The 21,218-nt window shown below is 51.7% G+C and carries 20 protein-coding genes; 9 read left to right on the top strand and 11 right to left on the bottom strand.

Going from position 1 to position 21,218, the window contains the following annotated elements; all coding sequences use genetic code 11:
• Position 1: 1 nt before the first annotated feature.
• Genes mraY through B5F83_RS00825 form a run of 6 tightly spaced genes read right to left on the bottom strand, consistent with a single transcriptional unit; the run spans position 2 to position 6,226 of the window.
• Positions 2–1,186, bottom strand: coding sequence for a phospho-N-acetylmuramoyl-pentapeptide-transferase (gene mraY / locus B5F83_RS00850; protein ID WP_087275826.1), 1,185 nt, complete (start codon positions 1,184–1,186; stop codon positions 2–4).
• Between the two features lie 13 nt (positions 1,187–1,199).
• Complete coding sequence (locus tag B5F83_RS00845) at positions 1,200–2,642, bottom strand: UDP-N-acetylmuramoyl-L-alanyl-D-glutamate--2,6-diaminopimelate ligase (RefSeq protein WP_087275822.1); 1,443 nt, start codon at positions 2,640–2,642, stop codon at positions 1,200–1,202.
• On the bottom strand, positions 2,639–4,507 hold the full coding sequence (locus B5F83_RS00840; RefSeq protein WP_087275818.1) for a penicillin-binding protein 2: 1,869 nt from the start codon (positions 4,505–4,507) through the stop codon (positions 2,639–2,641). The genes B5F83_RS00845 and B5F83_RS00840 overlap by 4 nt, the downstream gene beginning before the upstream one ends.
• 8 nt (positions 4,508–4,515) lie before the next feature.
• Positions 4,516–4,842, bottom strand: a complete 327-nt coding sequence (locus B5F83_RS00835; RefSeq protein WP_087275814.1) for an FtsL-like putative cell division protein — start codon at positions 4,840–4,842, stop codon at positions 4,516–4,518.
• Positions 4,843–4,845: 3 nt separating this feature from the next.
• Complete coding sequence (gene rsmH / locus B5F83_RS00830; RefSeq protein ID WP_087275810.1) at positions 4,846–5,760, bottom strand: 16S rRNA (cytosine(1402)-N(4))-methyltransferase RsmH; 915 nt, start codon at positions 5,758–5,760, stop codon at positions 4,846–4,848.
• Positions 5,761–5,773: 13 nt separating this feature from the next.
• Entirely contained in the window at positions 5,774–6,226 is a 453-nt protein-coding gene (locus tag B5F83_RS00825; RefSeq protein WP_087275807.1) for a hypothetical protein, read from the bottom strand.
• Positions 6,227–6,375: 149 nt separating this feature from the next.
• Here B5F83_RS00825 and B5F83_RS00820 point away from each other — a divergent pair, with 149 nt between their 5' ends.
• Positions 6,376–7,701: a peptidoglycan DD-metalloendopeptidase family protein gene (locus tag B5F83_RS00820; protein ID WP_087275804.1), complete on the top strand. Its 1,326-nt coding sequence runs from the start codon at positions 6,376–6,378 to the stop codon at positions 7,699–7,701.
• Here B5F83_RS00820 and B5F83_RS00815 read toward each other — a convergent pair.
• From B5F83_RS00815 to B5F83_RS00805, 3 genes are read right to left on the bottom strand one after another with little or no spacing between them, the layout of a single operon-like run.
• Complete coding sequence (locus tag B5F83_RS00815; RefSeq protein ID WP_087275801.1) at positions 7,651–8,298, bottom strand: O-methyltransferase; 648 nt, start codon at positions 8,296–8,298, stop codon at positions 7,651–7,653. The genes B5F83_RS00820 and B5F83_RS00815 overlap by 51 nt on opposite strands.
• A 15-nt stretch (positions 8,299–8,313) precedes the next feature.
• Positions 8,314–9,564, bottom strand: coding sequence for a pitrilysin family protein (locus B5F83_RS00810; protein WP_087275798.1), 1,251 nt, complete (start codon positions 9,562–9,564; stop codon positions 8,314–8,316).
• Positions 9,554–10,411: a hypothetical protein gene (locus B5F83_RS00805; protein ID WP_087275796.1), complete on the bottom strand. Its 858-nt coding sequence runs from the start codon at positions 10,409–10,411 to the stop codon at positions 9,554–9,556. Before B5F83_RS00805 ends, B5F83_RS00810 begins: the two co-directional genes overlap by 11 nt.
• Before the next feature lie 61 nt (positions 10,412–10,472).
• Here B5F83_RS00805 and dnaX point away from each other — a divergent pair, with 61 nt between their 5' ends.
• Genes dnaX through B5F83_RS00790 form a run of 3 tightly spaced genes read left to right on the top strand, consistent with a single transcriptional unit; the run spans position 10,473 to position 14,214 of the window.
• On the top strand, positions 10,473–12,203 hold the full coding sequence (gene dnaX, locus B5F83_RS00800; RefSeq protein ID WP_087275793.1) for a DNA polymerase III subunit gamma/tau: 1,731 nt from the start codon (positions 10,473–10,475) through the stop codon (positions 12,201–12,203).
• A gap of 46 nt (positions 12,204–12,249) precedes the next feature.
• Positions 12,250–13,002 carry an LPS export ABC transporter ATP-binding protein gene (lptB, locus tag B5F83_RS00795; protein ID WP_087275790.1) on the top strand — a complete coding sequence of 251 codons (753 nt, stop codon included), beginning with the start codon at positions 12,250–12,252 and terminating at the stop codon, positions 13,000–13,002.
• A 9-nt stretch (positions 13,003–13,011) separates the two neighbouring features.
• Positions 13,012–14,214 (top strand): L-serine ammonia-lyase, iron-sulfur-dependent, subunit alpha, encoded by a 1,203-nt coding sequence (locus B5F83_RS00790; protein ID WP_087275787.1) that lies wholly within the window; start codon positions 13,012–13,014, stop codon positions 14,212–14,214.
• Between the two features lie 128 nt (positions 14,215–14,342).
• Here the strand turns inward: B5F83_RS00790 and trxA are convergent, their stop codons facing one another.
• A complete protein-coding gene (trxA, locus tag B5F83_RS00785) occupies positions 14,343–14,771 on the bottom strand; it encodes a thioredoxin (protein WP_239383793.1) in 429 nt (142 codons plus the stop codon).
• A 181-nt stretch (positions 14,772–14,952) separates the two neighbouring features.
• On the opposite strand from trxA, the gene B5F83_RS00780 reads away from it, so the two are divergent.
• The 5 genes from B5F83_RS00780 to B5F83_RS00760 are packed head-to-tail and all read left to right on the top strand — an operon-like array spanning position 14,953 to position 20,696.
• On the top strand, positions 14,953–15,912 hold the full coding sequence (locus B5F83_RS00780) for a hydrogen peroxide-inducible genes activator (RefSeq protein WP_087275784.1): 960 nt from the start codon (positions 14,953–14,955) through the stop codon (positions 15,910–15,912).
• A 21-nt stretch (positions 15,913–15,933) separates the two neighbouring features.
• Entirely contained in the window at positions 15,934–16,932 is a 999-nt protein-coding gene (locus B5F83_RS00775) for a glycosyltransferase family 2 protein (RefSeq protein ID WP_087275781.1), read from the top strand.
• A gap of 8 nt (positions 16,933–16,940) precedes the next feature.
• Complete coding sequence (locus tag B5F83_RS00770) at positions 16,941–18,488, top strand: oligosaccharide flippase family protein (RefSeq protein ID WP_239383788.1); 1,548 nt, start codon at positions 16,941–16,943, stop codon at positions 18,486–18,488.
• 1 nt (position 18,489) lies between these two features.
• Positions 18,490–19,632: a Coenzyme F420 hydrogenase/dehydrogenase, beta subunit C-terminal domain gene (locus B5F83_RS00765; RefSeq protein WP_087275778.1), complete on the top strand. Its 1,143-nt coding sequence runs from the start codon at positions 18,490–18,492 to the stop codon at positions 19,630–19,632.
• The gene (locus B5F83_RS00760) at positions 19,629–20,696 is read left to right on the top strand and encodes a polysaccharide pyruvyl transferase family protein (RefSeq protein ID WP_087275775.1); all 1,068 of its coding nucleotides are present in this window, start codon (positions 19,629–19,631) and stop codon (positions 20,694–20,696) included. Before B5F83_RS00765 ends, B5F83_RS00760 begins: the two co-directional genes overlap by 4 nt.
• On the opposite strand, the gene B5F83_RS00755 is transcribed toward B5F83_RS00760, so the two are convergent.
• Positions 20,681–21,214 (bottom strand): 1-acyl-sn-glycerol-3-phosphate acyltransferase, encoded by a 534-nt coding sequence (locus tag B5F83_RS00755; protein ID WP_158094116.1) that lies wholly within the window; start codon positions 21,212–21,214, stop codon positions 20,681–20,683. The genes B5F83_RS00760 and B5F83_RS00755 overlap by 16 nt on opposite strands.
• Positions 21,215–21,218 lie beyond the last annotated feature (4 nt).

The following is a 21,218-nucleotide window of genomic DNA, read 5'->3' as shown; positions in this document are numbered from 1 at the left end:
GTTATCTGATTTTCAATGTTATTATCGTTATTACCGCCAGCAGTATCGAGACTATCCAGAAGCGGACGACTATTTTCGCTTCGGGAATGGCCCTCGCCGGCCTTTTTATGATTGCATCGATTCCCTCTTTCTGGAAATGGTGGTGGAGAGGTGTCATCTTGAACACCCTCCGGCCTTCGCCGTATTTCTTTTTGGTATACCTGAAATACCCCCTTTGGATTATCACGGAAAGGCTTTCCACGAAGAATACTCCGCAGAGTATCGGAATCAGCAGTTCCTTCTTTATCAGTATCGCCGCCACTCCGATGATGCCTCCGAGGGCGAGGCTTCCTGTATCTCCCATGAAAACCTGTGCGGGATAGGAATTGTACCAGAGGAAACCTATGAGGGCGCCGACAAAGGCTGCAAAAACTATCGTCACTTCTCCCGAGCCGGGGATATACATTATATTAAGGTATCCCGCGTCATTGATGTTTCCGGACAGGTAGGCGAGGACTCCGAGGGCCGTACCGACGATGGCCGAGATTCCGGTAGTCAGCCCGTCCATCCCGTCGGTGAGGTTCGATGCGTTGGAGCAGGCCGTAATGACGAGTATTATCATTATAATGTATACCGCCCACGTGAAAATCTCTCCCAATGTTCCGGAAAACGGACTGAGGGAGGAATAATTGAACTCGTGGCTCTTGACGAAAGGAATCGTAGTGTCCGGCATTACATGAATCCCGCTGTGGAAAAGGACAGCCCCTCCTACGATGATGCCCAACAGTATCTGCCCTATGAGTTTCTTCTTTTCGCTGAGTCCGTTCTTGTCTTTCCTGTATACCTTTATATAATCATCCGCGAATCCGAGTCCTCCTAACCATAAAGTGGTTATTATCAATAATATAACATAAAAATTGGTGAGGTTACAGAACAGGAGTACAGGAATCAGTATCGACATCAGTATGATGATGCCCCCCATAGTCGGGGTTCCCTTTTTCTGAAGCTGGCCTTCCAGTCCGAGATCCCTGATTTCCTCTCCGATTTGCCTGCGCTGGAGCATGCGGATTATCTTTTTCCCGAAAATCAGAGAGAGTATTATTGACAGCAGGCTTGCGCAGACCGCCCTTACCGAGATGTACTGCATAAGCCCGGAGCCAGGAAAATCCATTACCGTTTTCAAATATTCGAACAGGTGGTATAACATATTCCTCTATCTATCAGTTCAAAATTTCCTTGACTATTCCGTATTCGTTGAAATCCCTTTTTTCATGACCTATTATCTGGTAGGTCTCGTGCCCTTTCCCGGCAAGCAGGATTACCGCTCCTTCCGGGGCTGTCATCACTGCCGTCCTTATGGCATTCTTTCTGTCGGTTATCGCTATGGCCTTCCTGAGGCCTTCAGCGCTGAAGCCTGTCATGATTTCGTTTATGATTGCCTCGGGGTCTTCCGTCCTCGGGTTGTCGGACGTGACGAAAACCCTGTCGGAGTATTTTTCAGCAACGGCAGCCATTTCGGGGCGTTTGCTCCTGTCCCGGTCTCCTCCGCAGCCGAAAACGGTGATTATGCTGTTGCCTCGCCCTGTCTCCCGGAGGGTCTTCAGTACGTTTTCAAGGGCGTCCGGAGTGTGCGCGTAGTCGATTACTACCGTAAGGCCGTTCTTTCCCCTGAGGTACTCCATCCTTCCTGCCACCGGTGTCAGCCCGCTGATGCCTTGCAGGGCCTCTTCTCCGTTGGCCCCGAGCAGGACTGCCGCGGAATATACCGCAAGCAGGTTGTATGCGTTGTGGGCGCCTATGAGTCTGCACCAGACTTCCTTGCCGTCCATCCTGACAAGCATGCCGTCAAAACTTTCCTCGATGATTCTGCACGTATGGTCCGCCGCGCTCCGGCAGGAATATGTGACTACCCTGGCTTTCGTGTTCTGAACCATCACCCTGCCGTTCCTGTCGTCAATGTTCGTCAGTGCGAAGGCGTCCGGCGGAAGGCTGTCGAAAAACATTTTCTTGCACCTCAGGTATTCGGCGAATGTCTTGTGATAGTCGAGGTGGTCATGGGTGAGGTTGGAAAAAATCCCTCCGGCGAATGTGAGCCCGGCGACCCTTTCCTGTTCTATCCCTACGGAACTTACTTCCATGAAGCAGTATTCGCAGCCGGCCTTTACCATTTCGGCGAGGAGCGAGTTGATGGTGATTGGGTCCGACGTAGTGTTCAGGGTAGGGTATTCCTTACCGCAGATATAATTGGCTATCGTGGACAGGAGGCCGCAGCCGTAGCCCATTCCTGTAAACAGGCGGTACAGCATGGTGGCGGTTGTCGTTTTCCCGTTGGTGCCGGTGATGCCTACGAGTTTCAGTTTGGTCGAAGGCCGTCCGTAGAAAAGGTCGGCGGCAAGTGCGACTGCTTTCCTCGCATCGGTTGTCCTTGCTGCCGGAATCCCTTCGGGACGGAAATCCGGATTTTCGAAAATTATGGCCGAGGCCCCGTTTTCCACGGCCTTTCCTATGTATGCGTGCCCGTCTGTCCCGAATCCCTTTACCGCTATGAACAGGGCTCCCGGAACGCATTTGCGCGAGTCGTCGGTAACCATCGTGATTTCAGTCCCGATATCTCCGTATGTTTCATCGGCCCCGACGGCCTGTATGAATTTTTCGAATTTCATGAGTTTTCCCTCTGTTTTTCTTCGCTGTCAGTTTTGATTTCAGGCAATCCTGCCTTAGGTACGAGCTCTTCGCCCCATTCCGGCCCGAGCGTGCATATATTGTCCACTATCTCGCGGAAAACCGGGGCCGCCCAGCTGCCTCCGTAAAAGTTGCCTCTCGTTTTTTTGGAGTATACCACCACGATGGCGCTGTACTTGGGCTTGTCCGACGGGAAGAAACCCACGAAAGTGGCCTGGTGGCGCTTGTAGCCTTTCGGGTCTTCGTAGCCTGAAACGGTTTTTCCTTTTGAGTTAGTGTATTCCACGAGCATCCTGGCCGTGCCTGTCTTCCCGGACACTTTGCATTTTGCGTTCTTCAATGCCGAGCCGGTACCTTTCTCCACGACGGTGCGGAGCGCCCGTTTTACAGTGTCGATTGTTTTCTGCGAGCATATTTTCCCGCTCAGTACCGTAGGCCCGAGTTCCTTTACCGTTTTTCCGTTCTTTTCGAGCGCCTCTACCAAATACGGCCTCATGACTTTGCCGTCATTGGCTATCGCGTTGTAGAAGGTGAGTATGTTGAGCGGCGTGATGTTCACGTTGTATCCGATTGCTATGGACGGCAGCGAGCTTCCGCTCCAGTTGGCGCTTCCCGGGGTAGGGATGAACGACCGTCCCTCGCCTTCGATGTCGAAGTTGAATTTTTCGCAGAGCTTGTAGCTGTACAGTTTGTCCACATATTCCTTTTCATGCCCGGTATAATTGTCGCACACGAGCTGTCTGAATACCTGGTTTGAGGATTTCATGAAGCCCCAGAGTACTGTCGCCTCTTCTTCTTTTCTGATATATTCATCGTAGAATGTGCGCCCGTTGTAGGACCATCTGCCCTTGTTTCCCTTGATTTTGGTGTCGAGTGTGGCCTTGCCGTCCTCCAGAAGGGTCACAAGCGAGGCGAGTTTGAATACCGAGCCCGGTTCTGCCGCCATGCTGATTGCGTAGTTCTCAATCTCGTCGAGTTCCCCGTTTTTCGTCCTTCCGAGGTTTACCATCGCCCTTATGGCTCCGGTCTCCACATCCATGATTATCGCGCAGGCTTTCTCGATGGAGGATACGGTGTCTATTTTGGAGCGCAGGGCCTTGTCTGCTATGTCCTGCAACTCTATGTCGATTGTAGTGAGGATGTCCGTTCCGTCTTCCGGCAGGATTATCTCTTTGTCGAGGTCGGGAATCCATTCTTTGTTCTCGGTGCGGCGCAGCGACCGTACCCCTTCCTTTCCGTGCAGGAGGTAGTTGTATTTTCCTTCAATGCCGATGAGGTTGTTGCCTGAAGAGTTGGCGTTATCCTTTACATAGCCGATTGTCCTCCGCGCAAGTTTCGCGTATGGATATATACGGCTGTCTTGTTTTTCGATGATGAGGCCTCCTCTGTTTCTGCCGAGGCGGAATATGGGAAAATTTTTCAGCCTGTTCATTTCATCGTGGGATATGTATCTGTTCCCAATCCGGAAGTAACCGTCGCCCTTGTTGCGGGCTTTCCTGATTTCCGACTCGTATGTTGCCGCGCTTTTGTTTCCGAACATTTTCGCCAATTCGATGCAGAGGGAGTCTATCCCGCTTTCAAAGGTTTCCGATTTCGATACGGTGCAGTCCATCCTGATTTCATATTTTGGGGACGATACGGCCAGAGGCCGGCCGTCGCGGGCGAGGATGTTTCCGCGTGCCGGTTCAAGTGTCTCGGTTATCCCTTTGGCGCCGAATTCGGTGTCCGGGACATAGAAGATTTGGAGGTAAGCGATTCTCAATACGGCGATTACGGCTGCAACCATCATTATTACGTAAACGATGAGCAGCCTTTGTGGTGAAGCCGTATTTTTAATGTTTTTCATATTTAAAATCACTTGTCGGCGGTTATTCTTACAGGGGCGGTTTCCGGCTTTTCCAACGAAGAGCCTTTCTCGCGCAGCATTTCCTCTATCTTGCTTCTCGTGTCTATGCTTATCAGTTCGAGGCTTTTCTGGGTGTAGTCGATATTGAGTTCCTTTATGATTCTTTCATTTTCCTGCCTTACCGTCATCGTTTGCTCGATAAGCAGGTTTATTGTGATGTACAGTATGATAAGGACGAATACATACAATATGAAAGGAATGTTCCTGTCCGCCTTTATGACGGTCAGGAAGTCCCCCCTGAAAAAGCTTTTTATGTATTTCGATATCGCTGCCATCGCTTATTGTTCCCGTACTTTTTCGGCTACCCTCAATTTTGCGCTTCTCGCCCTCGTGTTGGAGCGGATTTCATCTTCCGACGGCGTTACCGGTTTCCTGGTAATCATTCTGAACGGGGACGGGCGCATTCCGTAAATGTCGCTTTCCGTCTCCCCTCCGGTGTTCCCGGTTTTGAGAAAATTCTTCACCATCCTGTCTTCCAGCGAGTGGTATGTGATGATGACGATTCTTCCTCCCGGCTTCAGCGATTTCAGGGCGCCTTTCAGGAATTTTTCAAGGGAACGCATTTCACGGTTCACCTCGATTCTCAGGGCCTGATACACCTTTGCGAGGAATTTGTGTTCTGCAAAACCGGGCAGGAGCCTTTCAATGGCTTTTCCGAGCTGGCCGGTGGTCTCTATCGGGGCTGCCGTCCTTGCGGAGCATATCGCCGCCGCAATCCTTCCGCTTTCGCGCAGTTCCCCGTAAACCCGGAAAAGCCTCTCCAGCTCTTCATTACTATAACTGTTTATTACATCTTTTGCCGTGATTTCCCCTTCCGTATTCATCCTCATGTCCAGCGGCGCGTCGAATCTGAACGAGAAGCCCCTTCCGGCCGTGTCGAACTGGTGGGACGAAACTCCGAGGTCTGCAAGTATTCCGTCTACCCCGTCCCTGTAGCCGCCTGCAAGTATGTAGTTGTGTATGAACCGGAAGTTGTTGTGTACAAAGTTTATCCTTATGTCTTCCGGAACATTTTCCATGGCTTCGGCGTCCCTGTCGAATGCCAGAAGCCGTCCGTCCTTGGTGAGTTCGGACAATATGCGCTTGCTGTGTCCGCCTCCTCCGAAGGTCGCATCGACATATATTCCGGAACGGTCGGTTATGAGTTCTGAAACGCTTTCGTGAAGCATCACTGGGACATGGTATTCGGACATGTTGGAGCCTCCGTTAAATTTGACCGGAAATCTTTCCGGCTAATGAAACAAAACGTTCTTCGCTTATATTGCTGGATTCGTATTTTTCGGCGGCCCAGATTTCTATCTTGTCGTCGTTTCCGCTGAATACTACTTCCTTGTCTACTCCGATTGTTTCAAGAAGCTTTTTCGGAATGGTAATCCTTCCGAGCTTCGGGTCCGGTTCCACGACCGCCCTGTTCCTCGTGTAGGCCCTCCAGAATTCGGCATGCTCCCTGTTGAAGGGGTTGAGCATCGACCTGACCTTTTCCGACTGGCGCTCCCATTCTTCGTAGGCGTACATCTCCAGGCATTCCGCGAAAATGTCCTTCTTGACTACGAAGAGGCAGGGCTTCTGTCCGGATACGAGATTCTTGAACGGCGAAGGGAAAACCAACCTCCCCTTGTCGTCCAGTTTCACTTTGTATTCGCCGATGAATTTTATCATAATCCCGTGTCCGTGACGTTTAAAAACATGATAGCGCAAAAATAATCAAAAATTTCCACTTTCTTACAAAAAAATACAAATTTTTCCACAAGTCTTTTTGAAAGCTCCGTATTTTGCCATATATTGCGCCCTCAAAACAGGTTTTTATAATGTCTGCAATAAAATTTTTATATACGGCGGCGGTCGCGGCCATGGTTGCGGCCCTGTATTCCTGCGGAGGCGGGGATGTCGCGACGGACTGTTCCGCGGAAGGGGAAGAACTCCGTGACAGCGTGAAAAGGAACGAGCTCGGAATACCTCTCGAAGGCTATGAAACATACGAGGGGCGTGTGGCGAGAGGGGAGTTTTTCTCCAACATACTGAACCGTTACGGCGTTTCCAACCAGAGGATTTACAGGATATCGGAAGCCATAAAGGATACTTTCGACATAAGGGACATCAGGATAGGCAACGAGTATTCGGCATATATCTCCGAGGCTGATTCGTCCCTCGGGTACTGGGTGTACGAAATAGACAGAAGCAGCAGTCTGGTGTTGGACATGAACGCTCCGGATTCGGCTATGGCCCGGATATTCCGCAAGGAGATGGAGGTCGTTCCGCGTTATGCCGATGTGACTATCGAAAACTCCCTGTGGTACGATATGGTAAATGCCGGGGTCTCTCCGCTTCTGATTATCAAGCTTTCGGACATTTATGCATGGACGGTGGACTTTTTCGCGCTCCAGAAAGGCGATGTCTTCAGGGTGCTCTACGACGAAGTGGTATGCGACGGAGAAGTCTTCGAGATAGGGGATGTGAAATATGTGGAGTTCACCCATCTGGGAGAAATGTTCCCTTCGGTGATGTTCGACCAGGGGGACGGAGGCAATATCTATTGGAATGAGAAAGGCGAGAGCATGAGGAAGGCTTTCCTGAAGGCCCCTCTGAATTATTCGCGCATAAGTTCCGGTTTCTCATACGCCCGCAAGCATCCTGTCACAAGAAGGGTGCAGCCCCACACGGGAGTGGATTATGCCGCTCCGACAGGTACGCCTGTGATGTCCGTCGGGGACGGGATCGTCATAGAGTGCCGCTACAAGGGAGCAAACGGAAATATCGTGAAAATCAGACATAATTCCGTGTATACTACCGCGTACCTGCATCTTTCCCGTTTTGCAAAGGGCATGAAAGTCGGGAAGCGTGTGCGGCAGGGGGATGTAATCGGTTATGTGGGAAGTACGGGCCGTTCGACAGGCCCTCATCTTGATTACCGTATATGGAAGAACGGTACGCCTATCAATCCGCTGAAGATGGAGTCTCCGTCGGCTGAACCTCTCAAGAGCGAAAATATGGGGGCGTTCATGGATATAATGGGTGCATACAGGAATACGGTCGATTCGATATATGCAGCAAGGCTTTACGAGAGGGCTATGGCCGCCGTCGCCTCACCTCTTGTAGATGATGTTGAGCCCGTCGCGCAGGGGCAGAATCATTGATGCTACGCGGCTGTCCCGGGCTACGATGTCGTTGAAGGCCATTATGCCGGAACTCTGGCGGTCTTTCGCCGCTTTCCCGGAGGAAAATATTTTCCCGTCCCAGAGCACGTTGTCGGCCAGAATCACCCCTCCTTTGCGTACTTTGTCGAAAACCATTCCGTAATACTCGGCGTATTCGCGCTTGTCGGCATCGATGTAGGCCAGGTCGTATGGCCCTTCGAGATTTTCGAGGGTCTTCTTCGCATCGCCTATGTGCAGCCTTATCCTGTCGGAGTATCCCGATTTTACGAATGCTTCGAGGATGATGTCCTCGAGTTCGTCGTTGATTTCGAGGGTGTCGAGCGTGCCGTCTGGCGCCAGCCCTTCGGCGAGGCAGATTGCACTGTAGCCTGTGAAGGTGCCTATCTCCAGTATTTTCCGGGGGGACATTATCCGTGAAATCATGGACAGGAACAGGCCCTGGATTCCGTCAGAAAGCATCCTGGCGTGGTTGGTTCTCAGATTCGTCTGCCTTGTAAGCCATTCCAGGGCTTTGTTGGCAGGGCTCGAATGCGATGTTATATACGATATTTCCTCTTCGGGCAGATTCCTTTCCATTGTGTGCCGTGTTTTTCAGATATAAATCAGTCTTGAAAGCCTTTCTTCGGCGAAAATCTCACGCGCACATCCGGCGAGCTCTTCCGCTGTTATGGATTCCAGTATTTTCCTTCCCCTTGTTTCGTCGGCGTTTTCTCCGAAAAGCAGAATGTTTTTACCTATGGCGAGGCATTTCTGTTCCCCGTTGTCCGATGCGATAAGCAACTGTCCCAAAAGTTGTTTCTTTGCTGCTTTAAGGGCTGTCTCCTTCATCTGTTTTTCCCGGAAACGGCGGAGGATTCCCATTGTCGCCTTGCAGCAGTCTTCGATTCTTTCCTTGTCGCAGCCGAATGAGATGGCGACTACCCCGTTGTCGGCGTATGGGGTATAGGAGACGTCCACTCCGTATACCCAGCCCCTTTTCTCGCGCAGTTCCGTATTGAGCACCGAACTTGCTGCCGGTCCTCCGAGTATGTTGCAGAGGAGCACGAGGGCTATCCTTTTCCTTTCGCACCCGATAGGGTAGCCGGTGCATCCTATTATGCAGTTGGCCTGGTGGTTCCTTTTGTTCAGGACCTTGTCGAAAATCCTGCCTTCCTTTAGTGACGAGGATACCGGATATGCCGTTACGGGCTCTTCCTGTCCCGGGATTCCGGCCTTGGACACCGCTTTCGCAACCTTGCGCATCACCTCCTTTTCATCCATGTCCGCTACTACCGACAGGGCGGAACATGAGTACCTGAAATTTTCGCGTACATATTCTTCGATGTCTTCCCTGACGGCTTTCCTTACGCTTTTTATGGAACCGAGGATTTGCGGGGCGAGCGGGGTGCCTTCCAATAACAGTTCTTCGAAATGGTCGTAAATCTCGTCCGGAGGGGAGTCTTTGTACGACTGGATTTCGTCTATTATCACGTTGCGCTCGGTATCTATGTCCTTTTCGCGGAACAAGGACCTGTATGCGAGTTCCAGCAGGAGCGATATGCCCTTGCTTAGTTCCTCTTTGAGAAGTGCCGCATGGATTACCGTCTCTTCTTTCGTGGTAAAGGCGTTGAGGTCTCCTCCCGAGCGTTCGAGATAATTGTTTATTGCCCTTGCGGTCTTCGTTTCCGTCCCTTTGAACAGGAGGTGTTCCGTGAAGTGGGCCACGCCGCTTCCCTGTTTTTTTTCGTCCCTCGTCCCGCTTCTCAACGTCAGGGCGCAATATGCCACTTCCGAATTGCTTCGTTTGAATGCGAACCTTATTCCGCACGGCAGTACGGTCGTGAAAACTCTGTTATCTTCCATCCTTTTTCGTCGCGGCTATTTTCCTTATTTCGGATTTGCTGAAACCGGCTGCCTGTTTTTTCGGAATTCTCTGTTTTTTGTAATAAAACAGGCTGTAGTCTTCGGCCGAAACAAGCATTTTGAAATAAAATTTTCCTCCTTCGGGGATTATCGTATATGAAACGATGGTTCCCGGTCGCATTTCCTCAAGTATCTCGTTGGTTTCTTCATCGGTTGCAGTCCGCATCCCCTTTCCTGCATAGTTCCCGTCCATGTAGGCGGCGGTTTCCGGCGACATGTCTTCTTCGGCGAAGACAATCTCATCCCAGGAACAGCCGGGCATCAGCCTCGAATACGATTTCATTGCCGTGTATGCGGAAATGTCGGATTTGGTAACCCTCGGAACGTGCTCCTGGATGATGTTTATGAATGCCGGGATATATGCCATGCAGCGGCCGTCGTCATCCTCGGCCGTCCTGAACGGGAGCGAGATGACTTCGGGCATTCCGTCTATGCCTTTTTCCGCTTTCGGCCCTCCCCTGAGCAGGGAGAGGAACTCTACGGAAGGCCCGCTTTCCTTGCCGTACTGCCCTTTGGTGCGTATCAGGAAGAAATAATTCGTGTCGCACTTCAGCCTTTCGAACTCTTCCATGTCGCAGAATTCGTAAGGGGAGACAGTCCAGTTCCTTTCGATTTCGTCTTCGAGCACCATGTTCACGAAGGCGTCCCCTCCGGATATGACGACCTTGGTTATCATGCTCGATACGTCGCCTATGTCTTTCTTTTTCGTCATTATTTCGGCCTGCGGGTATGCCGGTACCGTCGCGGCCGCGAAAAATAATGCGTATAGCAGAATCTTGAGTTTCATTTTTCTTTGTTTTTTGAGCAGGAACGGCAAAATTAAGGAATTTTTCCTATTTTTGTAAATTATGGAACAATATATAGTATCGGCAAGAAAATACAGGCCGGACAGTTTCGAAAGCCTCATAGGGCAGGACAATATAGCGAAAACCCTGAAAAATTCGATTCTTCGGGGACAGTTGGCGCACGCCTATCTTTTCTGCGGCCCCCGTGGGGTGGGAAAGACGAGTACGGCGAGGATTTTTGCGAAGACCATCAATTGCATGAGCCCTACCGGGGATATGGAGCCCTGCGGCCATTGCGAATCGTGCGTTTCTTTCGACGAAGGGCGTTCTTACTGCATACATGAGCTCGATGCGGCTTCTAATAACGGGGTGGAGGATATCAAGCAGCTCATGGACAAGGTGAGGATTCCCCCTCAGATAGGAAAATACAGCGTTTATATCATAGACGAGGTGCACATGCTCTCCCAGGCGGCCTTCAATGCTTTCCTGAAGACTCTGGAGGAACCGCCGGCACATGCAATCTTCATCCTTGCTACGACCGAAAAGCACAAGATACTTCCTACAATCCTGTCCCGCTGCCAGACATACGATTTCAACAGGATAAGCGTTGAGGACATAGTAAGGAACCTTCGCTCCATAGCTTCCAAGGAGGGTGTCGTAATCAGCGACGAATCCCTGCATGTTATTGCGGCGAAAGCGGACGGCGCGATGAGGGACGCGCTTACGCTCTTCGACCAGACTGTCGCCTTCTGCGGTAGGGATGTCGCCTATGAAGACGTGATTTCGAATCTGAATGTCCTCGACTATGATTATTATTTCAGGTTGGTGGATTATTTCAAGGCTTCCGACCATTCTTCGGCGCTTCTGCTTTTCGATGAGGTGCTTTCCAAAGGTTTCAATGCACTGTATTTCGTATCCGGTCTTAGCCATCATCTGCGGGATCTGATTGTGAGCAAGTGCGGGGCAGCCTCTTCATTGATAGAGCTTCCGGATTCCCTGAAGGCCCGTTACAAGGAGCAGGCGGACGGACTTGCCATGCAGTATCTCTATTCCGCCCTCGAAACGACGGTCAAGTGCGAAACGGCGTACCGGTCGAGCGTAAACCAGAGGCTGTTGATAGAGTTTACGCTGATGAAGCTGTCCGGCATGTCCTCCCTTGTGTCCGGCATGTCTTCCCAGGATGCCGCCGGTCTTCGCCAGGGCGTGCAGGCCCGGCAGGTCCCTCCGGTACAGTCGGCCCGTGTCCCGGAACAGCCGGCCAGGGCTGCTGAACAGCAGGCCGCTGTCAGTAAGCCCGCCGTGGAACAGGCTGCTCCTGTACGGAAGAAAACCGGGATTTCCATTTCATCGGTAATCGATGCGGTTTCCGCTACGCCTTCTCCTGCCGCTTCGGATGAATCCGCAAACGTGTCCGGACGTAAAATCTCTTTCGAGGAGGTGCAGCCGGTGTGGAAGGAAATGGCCGAGGACTACAAATCCAGGAAGAACCTGTATTCCGCAATCGTATCCGCCAAAACAGCTCTCGATGAGAAGGACGGGCGTTATTATGTGCGCTTCTTCGTGGCAAACGAGGCGCAGAAGGAGTGGATTCGCTCCAAGGTACAGAAAGAACTGGAAGCCAAATTGAGAAAGGGCCTCGGCGCGGCCAATGTTTTTCTGGCAATCGAAGTCGAACAGGAAACGGGAGAGAGGCAGGAACACCACTACATGCCGTCGGAAAAAGCAAAATATATGATGGAAAAATCGGAAGAGGTGCGGAATTTGTGTGCGGATCTCGGGCTTGATCTCAAATGACGGTCTCCGTGCCCCGATTTGGATTTTTATAAAACGGATTTTTACAATGAAACTCTATTGCAGGGATCTTGTCAAGAAATACGGGATGCGTACCGTTGTAAAGGGCGTGTCCTTCGATGTCGAACAAGGTGAAATCGTCGGGCTTCTCGGACCTAACGGGGCCGGGAAGACCACGAGTTTTTATATGATAACCGGACTTATCAAGCCGAATGGAGGGAAAATTTTCCTCGATGACGAGGAGATAACCAATCTTCCGATGTACAAGAGGGCGCAGAAAGGCCTCGGGTATCTGGCCCAGGAGGCTTCGGTGTTCAGGAAACTGAGTGTCGAGGCCAATATAATGTCGGTCATGGAGATGTCCCATTTTACCAAGGAGGAGCGCAGGGAACGGCTCGAATCGCTTATAGATGAATTCGGTCTTCACAAGGTGCGTAAAAGTTATGGTATCCAGCTCTCCGGAGGCGAGAGAAGGCGTTGCGAGATAGCCCGTGCGCTGGCCATAGACCCGAAGTTCATACTGCTTGATGAGCCTTTCGCCGGTGTGGACCCCATTGCCGTGGAAGATATACAGCACATTATCGCAAAACTCAAATATAAAAACATAGGTATTATAATCACCGACCATAATGTCCATGAGACACTTGCGATTACCGACCGTGCCTACCTGCTTTACGAAGGCAATATCCTTGAGAGCGGGACGGCAGAGGAATTGGCGGCTAACGAGGATGTGCGAAGAAAATATCTCGGGACCAATTTCGAGTTGAGGAAGGCGGTCCTTAATCCGAACAGAAAAAAGTAGGGATTGGAAATGGATTCGATTAAAAATATTTACCGTATAGGGCGCGGTCCGTCCAGCAGCCATACCATGGCACCGATGAGGGCTGCAAAAATGTTTTTGGAGAAAGCCGGACGGGGAGTTTCCCGTTTCGAAGTGGGGCTTTACGGTTCCCTCGCTGCAACAGGGAAAGGCCACATGACTGATACGGCCATATTGGATGTACTCGGCCACGTAGCTCCCACGGAAATAAAATGGTTTCCCGAAATAAACCTTCCGCTTCATCCTAACGGGATGACGTTCAAGGCGTTCAGTCCAGAAGAAGCGGAGATGTGCTCATGGACCGTGTACAGTACGGGGGGCGGGGCTCTTGCCGATGATGTCTGGGATGAACGTGAGACTGTCAGACTTTATGACAGGAATCGGATAACCGATATCTGTGAGTGGTGCAGCGGAACGGGATATTCTTATTGGGAATATGTCGAAAAATTCGAGGATTCCGATATATGGGATTATCTGAACGAGGCCTGGAAGAAGATGCAGGATGCCGTACACCGCGGTCTGGATACCGAAGGGGTGATACCGGGCGGGCTCGGCCTCAGAAGGAAAGCAGGAGAGTATTATATCAAGGCCATCGGTTATAGCAACGCTGTAAGGGGAAGGGGCCTGGTGTATTCTTATGCCCTTGCTGTTTCCGAGGAAAACGCTTGCGGAGGCGAGATTGTTACCGCACCTACCTGCGGTTCTTCAGGAGTGCTTCCTGCCGTACTTTTCCATCTGAAACGCAGCCGTGAGTTTTCGGACAAAAAGATTCTCCACGCCATGGCTACGGCGGGCCTTTTCGGAAATGTTGTCAGGACAAACGCTTCCGTGTCAGGTGCGGCCGTGGGCTGCCAGGGGGAAGTGGGAGTCGCTTGTGCCATGGCCGCGGCGGCTGCAAGCCAATTGTTCGGCGGGACTCCTTCACAGATAGAGTATGCGGCGGAAATGGGGTTGGAGCATCACCTTGGCCTGACCTGCGACCCTGTAGGCGGCCTTGTGCAGATACCGTGCATCGAGCGCAATGCCTTTGCTGCCGCCCGTGCCCTGGATGCCAACACTTATTCCAATTTTTCTGACGGCCGTCACCGTGTCAGTTTCGACGATGTCGTGGACGTGATGCAGCAGACCGGAAAAGACATACCGAGCCTTTACAAGGAAACTTCCCAGGGCGGCCTTGCCAAAAGGTTGAATTGATTTTGGCACGCAATTGGCATGGTACTAAAACGGATTGTTTTCATAATAAGATAGGTTAGTATATACGATGAGAGCGGGTATCGGTTCGGTTCCCGCTCTTTTCAGTATGCGCCGTTATGAGACTTTCCTTATTTTAAAAGGTGCTCATCAATGATTTGCTTGAGTTGTGCCTTGGATGGTGCTCCTGGGCTCATTGACGGCTCTCCGGATGCCGGGATGAAGAGAAGGGTAGGCACTGAGCGTATTCCGAATGCCCCGGAAAGTTCAGGTTCCTGGTCTACGTCCACTTTGTAAATGTAGAGTTTGTCTGCGTATTCTGCTGCAAGTTCTTCAAGTACAGGACCGAGAGCCTTGCACGGGCCGCACCATGTTGCGAAGAAATCGACTATCGCCGGTTTGTCGCCTTCGTATTTCCATGTCTGCGGATTCTTTTCGTAATTGTAGATTTTCTCAAGGAACTGTTCCCTGTTGATTTTGATTGTGTTCATTTTTTCGTCTTTTTTACCGGTTCCGGCATTCTGTCCGCATGAAACGGATGCAGATGCGAGGAAAATCATTCCGGCGGTTAATAATATTTTCAAACTGTTTTTCATCATATATTTGTCCCTTATGTTCACGGCGCAAAGGTAATAGAGTATTATATATAAAACAAATCGATATTTTTTATATTATTATAGATAAAAACTATATTTGCAAAAAAAATATTATATATAAGAAGCTGTTTAAAAGACATTTAGTATGAAAATCAATCTGTCCACGTTAAAATATATCGTCGCCCTGGAGGCGTATCGCAATTTTGTAAAGGCGGCCGAGGCCTGTGGAGTGACACAGCCCACTTTGAGTGCGGCAATAAAGAAAATGGAGGAGGAGCTCGATATCGTGATATTCGACCGCAACAGCCATCCTGTCGAGCCTACCGTCTTGGGCTCAAGGATTGTGGAAATGGCGAGGAGGACGATTTACGATGTCTCGCTGATAGAGGACCTGATACTCGACGAGCGTAATGAAGAAAGGGGAAAGATTGCGATGGGCATGCTTCCTACCGTGGCTCCGTACATCCTTCCGGGCCTTTTCCGGGAGATACGTTCCAACCATCCTGGCGTGGAACTCAGGGTGTCGGAGATGAGGACGGAATCCCTGATGGAAAAACTCCGTTCCGCGCAGATTGATATGGCAGTCATGGTGGCCCCGCAGGAACACGGAGCCCTGTTGGAAGTGCCTATGTATTATGAGCGTTTCGTGGCTTACGTGTCGCCCGAAGACGAATTTTACCGTCTGGACGGAATCCCTGCCGAATCCCTCTCGTCCGACAGGATGTGGGTGCTCGAAGACGGGCATTGCATGAACGGCGAGGTGTCCGGCCTCTGTCAGAACAAAGAGAGTGCGCATGCGGAATACAGGGCGGGCAGCATAGATACGCTCGTCAGGGTCGTGGACTCCAACGGCGGCTATACCGTCATCCCGGAACTTCATGTGCCTTTGCTTAGTGATTCCCAGCAGGGAAACGTACGTCCGATAGTGTGCCGTCATCCCGGAGAAGAGGGAGGATACTGCTGCCCGGTGCGCAGGGTTTCGCTGATGATCCGTGAGGATTTCGTCCGCGAAAAGATGTTGAACATAGTGGTTGACAGCATCAGAAACGTCATACCGGACGATATGTCTGACACGGGGACAAAGCGTTTTGCAATCAAGATATGAATTTTTGCTAATTTTGCATCCATGGAGCATGAAACGCCTATACTGTCCATAATCATTCCGGTTTACCGCGTGGAGGACTGCATTGCCCGGGCCTTGGATTCGGTGTATTTCCAAGGGCTCGAAGACAGCCTTTTCGAAGTGGTGGCCGTGGATGACGGTAGCCCGGACAGGTCTGTGGAAATCATGGAGTCCTACCGTGCGGGGCACGCCAATCTCGTCCTGCTCCGCAAATCCAACGGCGGAGTGTCTTCCGCACGCAATCTGGCTTTGGATGCGGCACGTGGTAGGTGGGTCGTTTTCCTGGATGCCGACGATGCCCTGGCGCCTGGCGCATTGAGGGAGTTTTTCTCAAAGGTACGGCGTTTCGGCGGTGCGGAGATACTGATGATGCAGGAAGTCTATGCCCGGAACGGTTCGGAAAAATATTCCTGGCAAGGGATGGCGGAGGATTTCCATTCATATTCGGGACCGGAACTGTTCCGTCGGGGATATTTCCGTTCGACTGTAACTGGGCTTGTCATCAGGCGGGATTTCATAGAGAGGTGCGGGGCCCGGTTCGATGAAAGGGTGGCGATGGGAGAGGACTCGACTTTCATACATTCGCTCCTGCCTTACGCCCGAAGCATAATGGTCTGGAAGCGTGTGCTGTACCTGATTTACATGCGCGACGGCAGCGCTTCGAGGACTTTTACACGGGAGAGGCTGGCTGCCTGCCGTTACAATCTACAGGCGGCATTGGAACTTGCCGGGAAAGTCCGTGCCGAAGTGCCCGAATCCCTGCCTTTGGTGGAATTTTACCGTTACAGCATATTGCTGCATTACATGAAATTGTCCATCGAGTACCGAGTGACGGGGGCTCTGCGCATATTCAAGGAAATGCTCCCGGAGGGTTATCTTCCGGTTGGCATTGAAAATGTTCCGCGGGAAAGGTGGAAGATAAGAATCATGGACAAATCCCTTGCGGCATTTTATTTTTTGTTGAAAATCCAGAATTGTCTGAAAGGAAAGCGTGTCGGCTGATGAAAACGATGGACGGGGTTAAAAATATGGGTAGTACCGGGGAACTCAAGGCGGGGGCCGTGCTTAACTATGCGGTAATCCTGCTGAACAATCTGTTGGGGCTTCTGTACATGCCTTATATGCTCCGCATGCTCGGGCAAAGCGAGTTCGGGCTCTATTCATTGGTGGCTTCCGTCATAGCCTACCTTACGGTGCTCGACCTCGGTTTTACCAATGCGGTAATCAGATACACGGCCAAGTTCCGGGCGGAAGGCAAGGTACGGGAACAACAGGAAATGTTCGGGATGTTCATCCTGATTTATTCTGCCATAAGCCTTGTGGCGCTTGTCGCGGGAGGCTTCCTGTATGCCAATGTGGATGCCGTTTTCAGTGCGAAGATGACCGCTTCCGAGCTTGCCCGGATGAAGCCGATGCTGCTCATGCTGCTTTTCAATCTTGTGATTACTTTTCCCCTGAGTGTTTTCGGTTCAATCATAACCGCATACGAAAAATTCGTTTTCCAGAAACTGCTCGTGATAGGCCGCCTCCTCCTCAGTACGGCGGTGATGATTGTCCTGCTGCATTTCGGTTACAAGGCGATGGCCCTCGTAGTGGTCCAGACGGTCTTCAACATAGCGCAGCTGATAGCAAACTGGATATTCTGCCGCAGAAGGCTGAATGTGAAGGTCGTGTTCGGGCGCTTCCGTTTCGGATTTTTCAAGGAAGTGGCCGCGTATTCTTTCTGGATATTGCTTAATGTGTTGATGGACAGGGTGTATTGGAGTACGGGGCAGTTCGTGCTCGGAGCGGTGGCCGGTACGGCGGCGGTAGCCGTATTTTCCGTAGCCGTAAGGCTGGAACAGATGTATATGTCGTTTTCGACGGCTATTTCATCGGTCTTCCTTCCGAAAGTCACCTCCATGGTTGCGCGCGGGGAAGGCGACAAGGCTATATCGGACCTGTTCATACGGACGGGCAGGATACAGTATTGCGTGCTTGCCTTTGTCCTGACGGGGTTCATCGTTTTCGGGCGGCAGTTCATAGCCTTGTGGGCGGGGCCGGACTATGACGAAGTCGCCGTATACACCGTCTCGCTGATATTTTTCATCCCGTTGACAGTCCCGCTTGTCCAGAATCTCGGTATAACCATCCTCCAGGCGAAGGGGATGATGCGTTTCCGTTCCCTGATGTATGTCGGTGTGGCCGCCGTTTCCCTCGTGTTGCAGATACTGCTGTCGAAGCGCTACGGCGTCGAGGGTTGTGCCTGGGCGGTGGCGGCAGGCCTGGTGCTCGGCCAGATAATCATCATGAACATATATTATTATAAGGTGCAAAGGATAGACATCCTGCGGTTCTGGAAGGAGATTTTCCGTATGAGCGTGGTGCCGGCCTGTGTCTGTGCGGTATCGTACTTCATATTCAGGGATATACGGCTCGATTCCGTATGGAGGCTTGCACTCGGAATCCTTGCCTATTGCGCGGTCTATCTGCCGTTGTTCTGGCTTGCGGGCATGAATGCTTCGGAAAAAGGGCTTGTCCGCGGCTTTTTTATGAAAATTTTAAAGACTGGAAAATAAAATGGCTACAGTAAATAATCCGTTCGTCGAAGGCTGCTGCGGTTGCGGCGCGTGCCTCAATGTATGTCCGAAAAATGCTATTTCGTTCCGGGAGGATGCGGAAGGTTTCGCCTATCCTTCGGTGGATGAAGGAAAATGCATCGATTGCTCCCTGTGCGTTAAGGTCTGTCCGGTACTGTCCCCGGATGTGGAAAGGCTTCCGTTGAAGGTCTATGCCGCGAAAAACAGGGATTTGCAGGAGCGTATCCAGAGTTCCTCGGGAGGAATGTTCCTGCCTCTTGCCCGTGAGGTCTTGCGCCAGGGAGGGCAGGTCTTCGGAGTGGAGTTTTCCGAAGATTTCTGTTCCGCCCGCCATGCCTGCGCCTCCGATGCCGACGGAGTGAAACGTTTCAGCGGCAGCAAATATATCCAGAGCGATACGGGAAGGACCTATTCCATGACGAAAATGTTTTTGGAAAACGGAGTGCCGGTGCTTTATTCGGGCACGCCCTGCCAGATAGCCGGACTGAGGAAATTCCTGCGCAAGGATTATGAAAACCTTTATACCGTGGACCTTGTATGCCATGGTGTCCCGAGCCCCGGAATATGGAGGAGGTATATGGACGAAACCGCCCCGGAAGGTACAGCATCGGTGAACTTCAGGGACAAGGTCACCGGCTGGAAACGGTTCAGCCTCGTCATGAAAGACAGTTCCGGCAAGGTTCTGTTTTCCCAGCGCGAGGATGAGAATGTATTTATGGACGGATTCCTGAAAAACCTGTATCTCCGTCCGTCATGTTACCGTTGCCCTGCCCGCAAGGGCCGTAGCGGTAGCGATCTGACCATAGCGGATTACTGGCATCTGAAGAAAACCTTGCCGGATTTCGATGACAATACGGGTGTCGGGCTCGTGCTGGTGAATACCGCCAAGGGTGCAAGGCTTTTCGATTCGGTGGATTTCGAGCGTGTCGAGACTCCGTACGCCCCGGCTTCTGCCGGCAACCCGGCCATCGAAAATGATTTCAGGCCGTTGAAGGGCAGGGAGGCGTTTTTCAGAAAGGCAGCCCGTGCGAAGAGGATAGGGCCCCTTATCCGGAAATATACCCGCGATCCGTTCACCCTGCGCCTGAGAAAACGTTTGAAAAAATTGAGGATTTCGCGATGAAGATAGGCATAATGACTTTCCACTGGGCCGTCAATTACGGGGCAGTGCTCCAGGCATACGCCTTGCAGACTTATCTGCGTAATCTTGGCCATGAGGCCTATATGATTGACTATAAGCCCGGCAACAGAGACCATAATCTGAAGAATTTCATCTTAAACAGGAAGCTGCCGCATCCTTTGCAATATGTGCGAGAGGCTGCTCTGGACAGGCTTTTCGAGGAATTCCGCCGCAAATACCTTGTCCGCAGCCGCAGATACGGTTCTTTGGAGGAGTTGCGGAACGACCCGCCGGCGGCGGATATCTATGTTTCCGGAAGCGACCAGGTGCTCCATCCGCGCACCCTGATGAAAGGTGAACGCCGGCCTGCACCTGCATATATGCTCGATTTCGGGGGAGCTGATGTCTTCAGGGCCGGTTATGCGGTGAGCTTCGGCTGTACTTCATATCCCGAAGGGGCCGCAGCAGTGGCACGGAAATATATCGGCCGCTTCGATTTGCTGTCGGTACGCGAAACGACTGGCGTAAATGTCGCCGAATCCCTCGGTTACAAAGGCCGTCTGTGGACGGTTCCTGACCCGACCATCCTTGCCGGGGCTTCGGCCTATGACAAGGTCTTTTCCGCCGGCGGCAACGGTCCTTCCGGCCATACCGCAACATATCTCCTGCACGGACGGTCCGCACTTAACCCCCGGATAGAACATGATTTCGGGACAGTCAGGCCTTTGGGCGGCTGTTCCGTGCCGGACTGGCTCTTGGAAATCAGATATGCCGACCGCCTTGTGACCAATTCTTTCCACGGTACAGTATTCGCCCTGCTTTTCCATATCCCTTTCGTTTCCTTGCTGGAAACGGGCGCGGCGGCCGGGATGAACGACCGTTTTGCGACCCTGCTTTCCCGTGTCGGACTCACGGACAGAATCCTTCCCGCCTACGACGGCCGCCGCGCCGAAGAAATCTTCAGCCGCGATATCAGTTGGGATGCCGTGGATTCACTTATGGACGGATATGCCCGTGAAGGCAGGGACTTCATCGAGATGCTTTTGGCGCGTCAGTGTGTCAGATAGCCCTCGGGATGTTTTCCTACGAGGTGCATTTCTTCGTAGATGGCCTGTATTTTTGCAAGGTCTGCGGCGGCATTGTCGCTGAGCTCGAACCGCGGCCCGTGTCCTACACGCTTTGTTCCCCAGTCGAAGTAACCGAGATATACAGGTACATTGGCTGCCCGTGCGATGGTATGGAAGCCCGTTTTCCATTTTTTTACTGCCTTGCGTGTGCCTTCGGGGGCTATTGCCAGATGCAGCCTGTCCTTTTTCTCGAATTCATGGATTATGGAGCGTACCAGCAGGGCGGCTCCCTTACCCCTGTCTACCGGGATGGCTCCTAATTTTTTCAGAATCGGGCCGACCGGCCAGAAGAAAAACTCCTTCTTGATCATTATGTGCGGGTCTCCGCCTATGGATTTGTAGTAAAAATACGAGACGAAGAAATCCATGATTGATGTGTGCGGGACTCCGAGCACGACTGCTTTGGGCTCGGGGATAGGCTCGGGATCGACGGGTGTCCAGCCCATCATCTTAAGCATCAGT

The organism is Muribaculum sp. An289 (assembly GCF_002159555.1).
Classification (GTDB): domain Bacteria; phylum Bacteroidota; class Bacteroidia; order Bacteroidales; family UBA932; genus Merdivivens; species Merdivivens faecigallinarum.
This window is presented reverse-complemented; position numbering and strand designations above follow the sequence as displayed.

Excerpts from the sequence above, each read along its gene's own strand:
- B5F83_RS00780 (WP_087275784.1), top strand. The coding sequence starts at position 14,953 with ATGAAAATCAATCTGTCCACGTTAAAATATATCGTCGCCCTGGAGGCG.
- B5F83_RS00845 (WP_087275822.1), bottom strand. The coding sequence starts at position 2,642 with ATGAAATTCGAAAAATTCATACAGGCCGTCGGGGCCGATGAAACATAC.
- rsmH (WP_087275810.1), bottom strand. The coding sequence starts at position 5,760 with ATGTCCGAATACCATGTCCCAGTGATGCTTCACGAAAGCGTTTCAGAA.
- B5F83_RS00815 (WP_087275801.1), bottom strand. The coding sequence starts at position 8,298 with ATGGAAAGGAATCTGCCCGAAGAGGAAATATCGTATATAACATCGCAT.
- mraY (WP_087275826.1), bottom strand. The coding sequence starts at position 1,186 with ATGTTATACCACCTGTTCGAATATTTGAAAACGGTAATGGATTTTCCT.
- B5F83_RS00820 (WP_087275804.1), top strand. The coding sequence starts at position 6,376 with ATGTCTGCAATAAAATTTTTATATACGGCGGCGGTCGCGGCCATGGTT.
- lptB (WP_087275790.1), top strand. The coding sequence starts at position 12,250 with ATGAAACTCTATTGCAGGGATCTTGTCAAGAAATACGGGATGCGTACC.
- B5F83_RS00840 (WP_087275818.1), bottom strand. The coding sequence starts at position 4,507 with ATGAAAAACATTAAAAATACGGCTTCACCACAAAGGCTGCTCATCGTT.
- dnaX (WP_087275793.1), top strand. The coding sequence starts at position 10,473 with ATGGAACAATATATAGTATCGGCAAGAAAATACAGGCCGGACAGTTTC.
- B5F83_RS00765 (WP_087275778.1), top strand. The coding sequence starts at position 18,490 with ATGGCTACAGTAAATAATCCGTTCGTCGAAGGCTGCTGCGGTTGCGGC.
- B5F83_RS00835 (WP_087275814.1), bottom strand. The coding sequence starts at position 4,842 with ATGGCAGCGATATCGAAATACATAAAAAGCTTTTTCAGGGGGGACTTC.
- B5F83_RS00760 (WP_087275775.1), top strand. The coding sequence starts at position 19,629 with ATGAAGATAGGCATAATGACTTTCCACTGGGCCGTCAATTACGGGGCA.
- B5F83_RS00825 (WP_087275807.1), bottom strand. The coding sequence starts at position 6,226 with ATGATAAAATTCATCGGCGAATACAAAGTGAAACTGGACGACAAGGGG.
- B5F83_RS00790 (WP_087275787.1), top strand. The coding sequence starts at position 13,012 with ATGGATTCGATTAAAAATATTTACCGTATAGGGCGCGGTCCGTCCAGC.
- B5F83_RS00805 (WP_087275796.1), bottom strand. The coding sequence starts at position 10,411 with ATGAAACTCAAGATTCTGCTATACGCATTATTTTTCGCGGCCGCGACG.
- trxA (WP_239383793.1), bottom strand. The coding sequence starts at position 14,771 with ATGATTTTCCTCGCATCTGCATCCGTTTCATGCGGACAGAATGCCGGA.
- B5F83_RS00810 (WP_087275798.1), bottom strand. The coding sequence starts at position 9,564 with ATGGAAGATAACAGAGTTTTCACGACCGTACTGCCGTGCGGAATAAGG.
- B5F83_RS00755 (WP_158094116.1), bottom strand. The coding sequence starts at position 21,214 with ATGCTTAAGATGATGGGCTGGACACCCGTCGATCCCGAGCCTATCCCC.
- B5F83_RS00770 (WP_239383788.1), top strand. The coding sequence starts at position 16,941 with ATGGACGGGGTTAAAAATATGGGTAGTACCGGGGAACTCAAGGCGGGG.
- B5F83_RS00775 (WP_087275781.1), top strand. The coding sequence starts at position 15,934 with ATGGAGCATGAAACGCCTATACTGTCCATAATCATTCCGGTTTACCGC.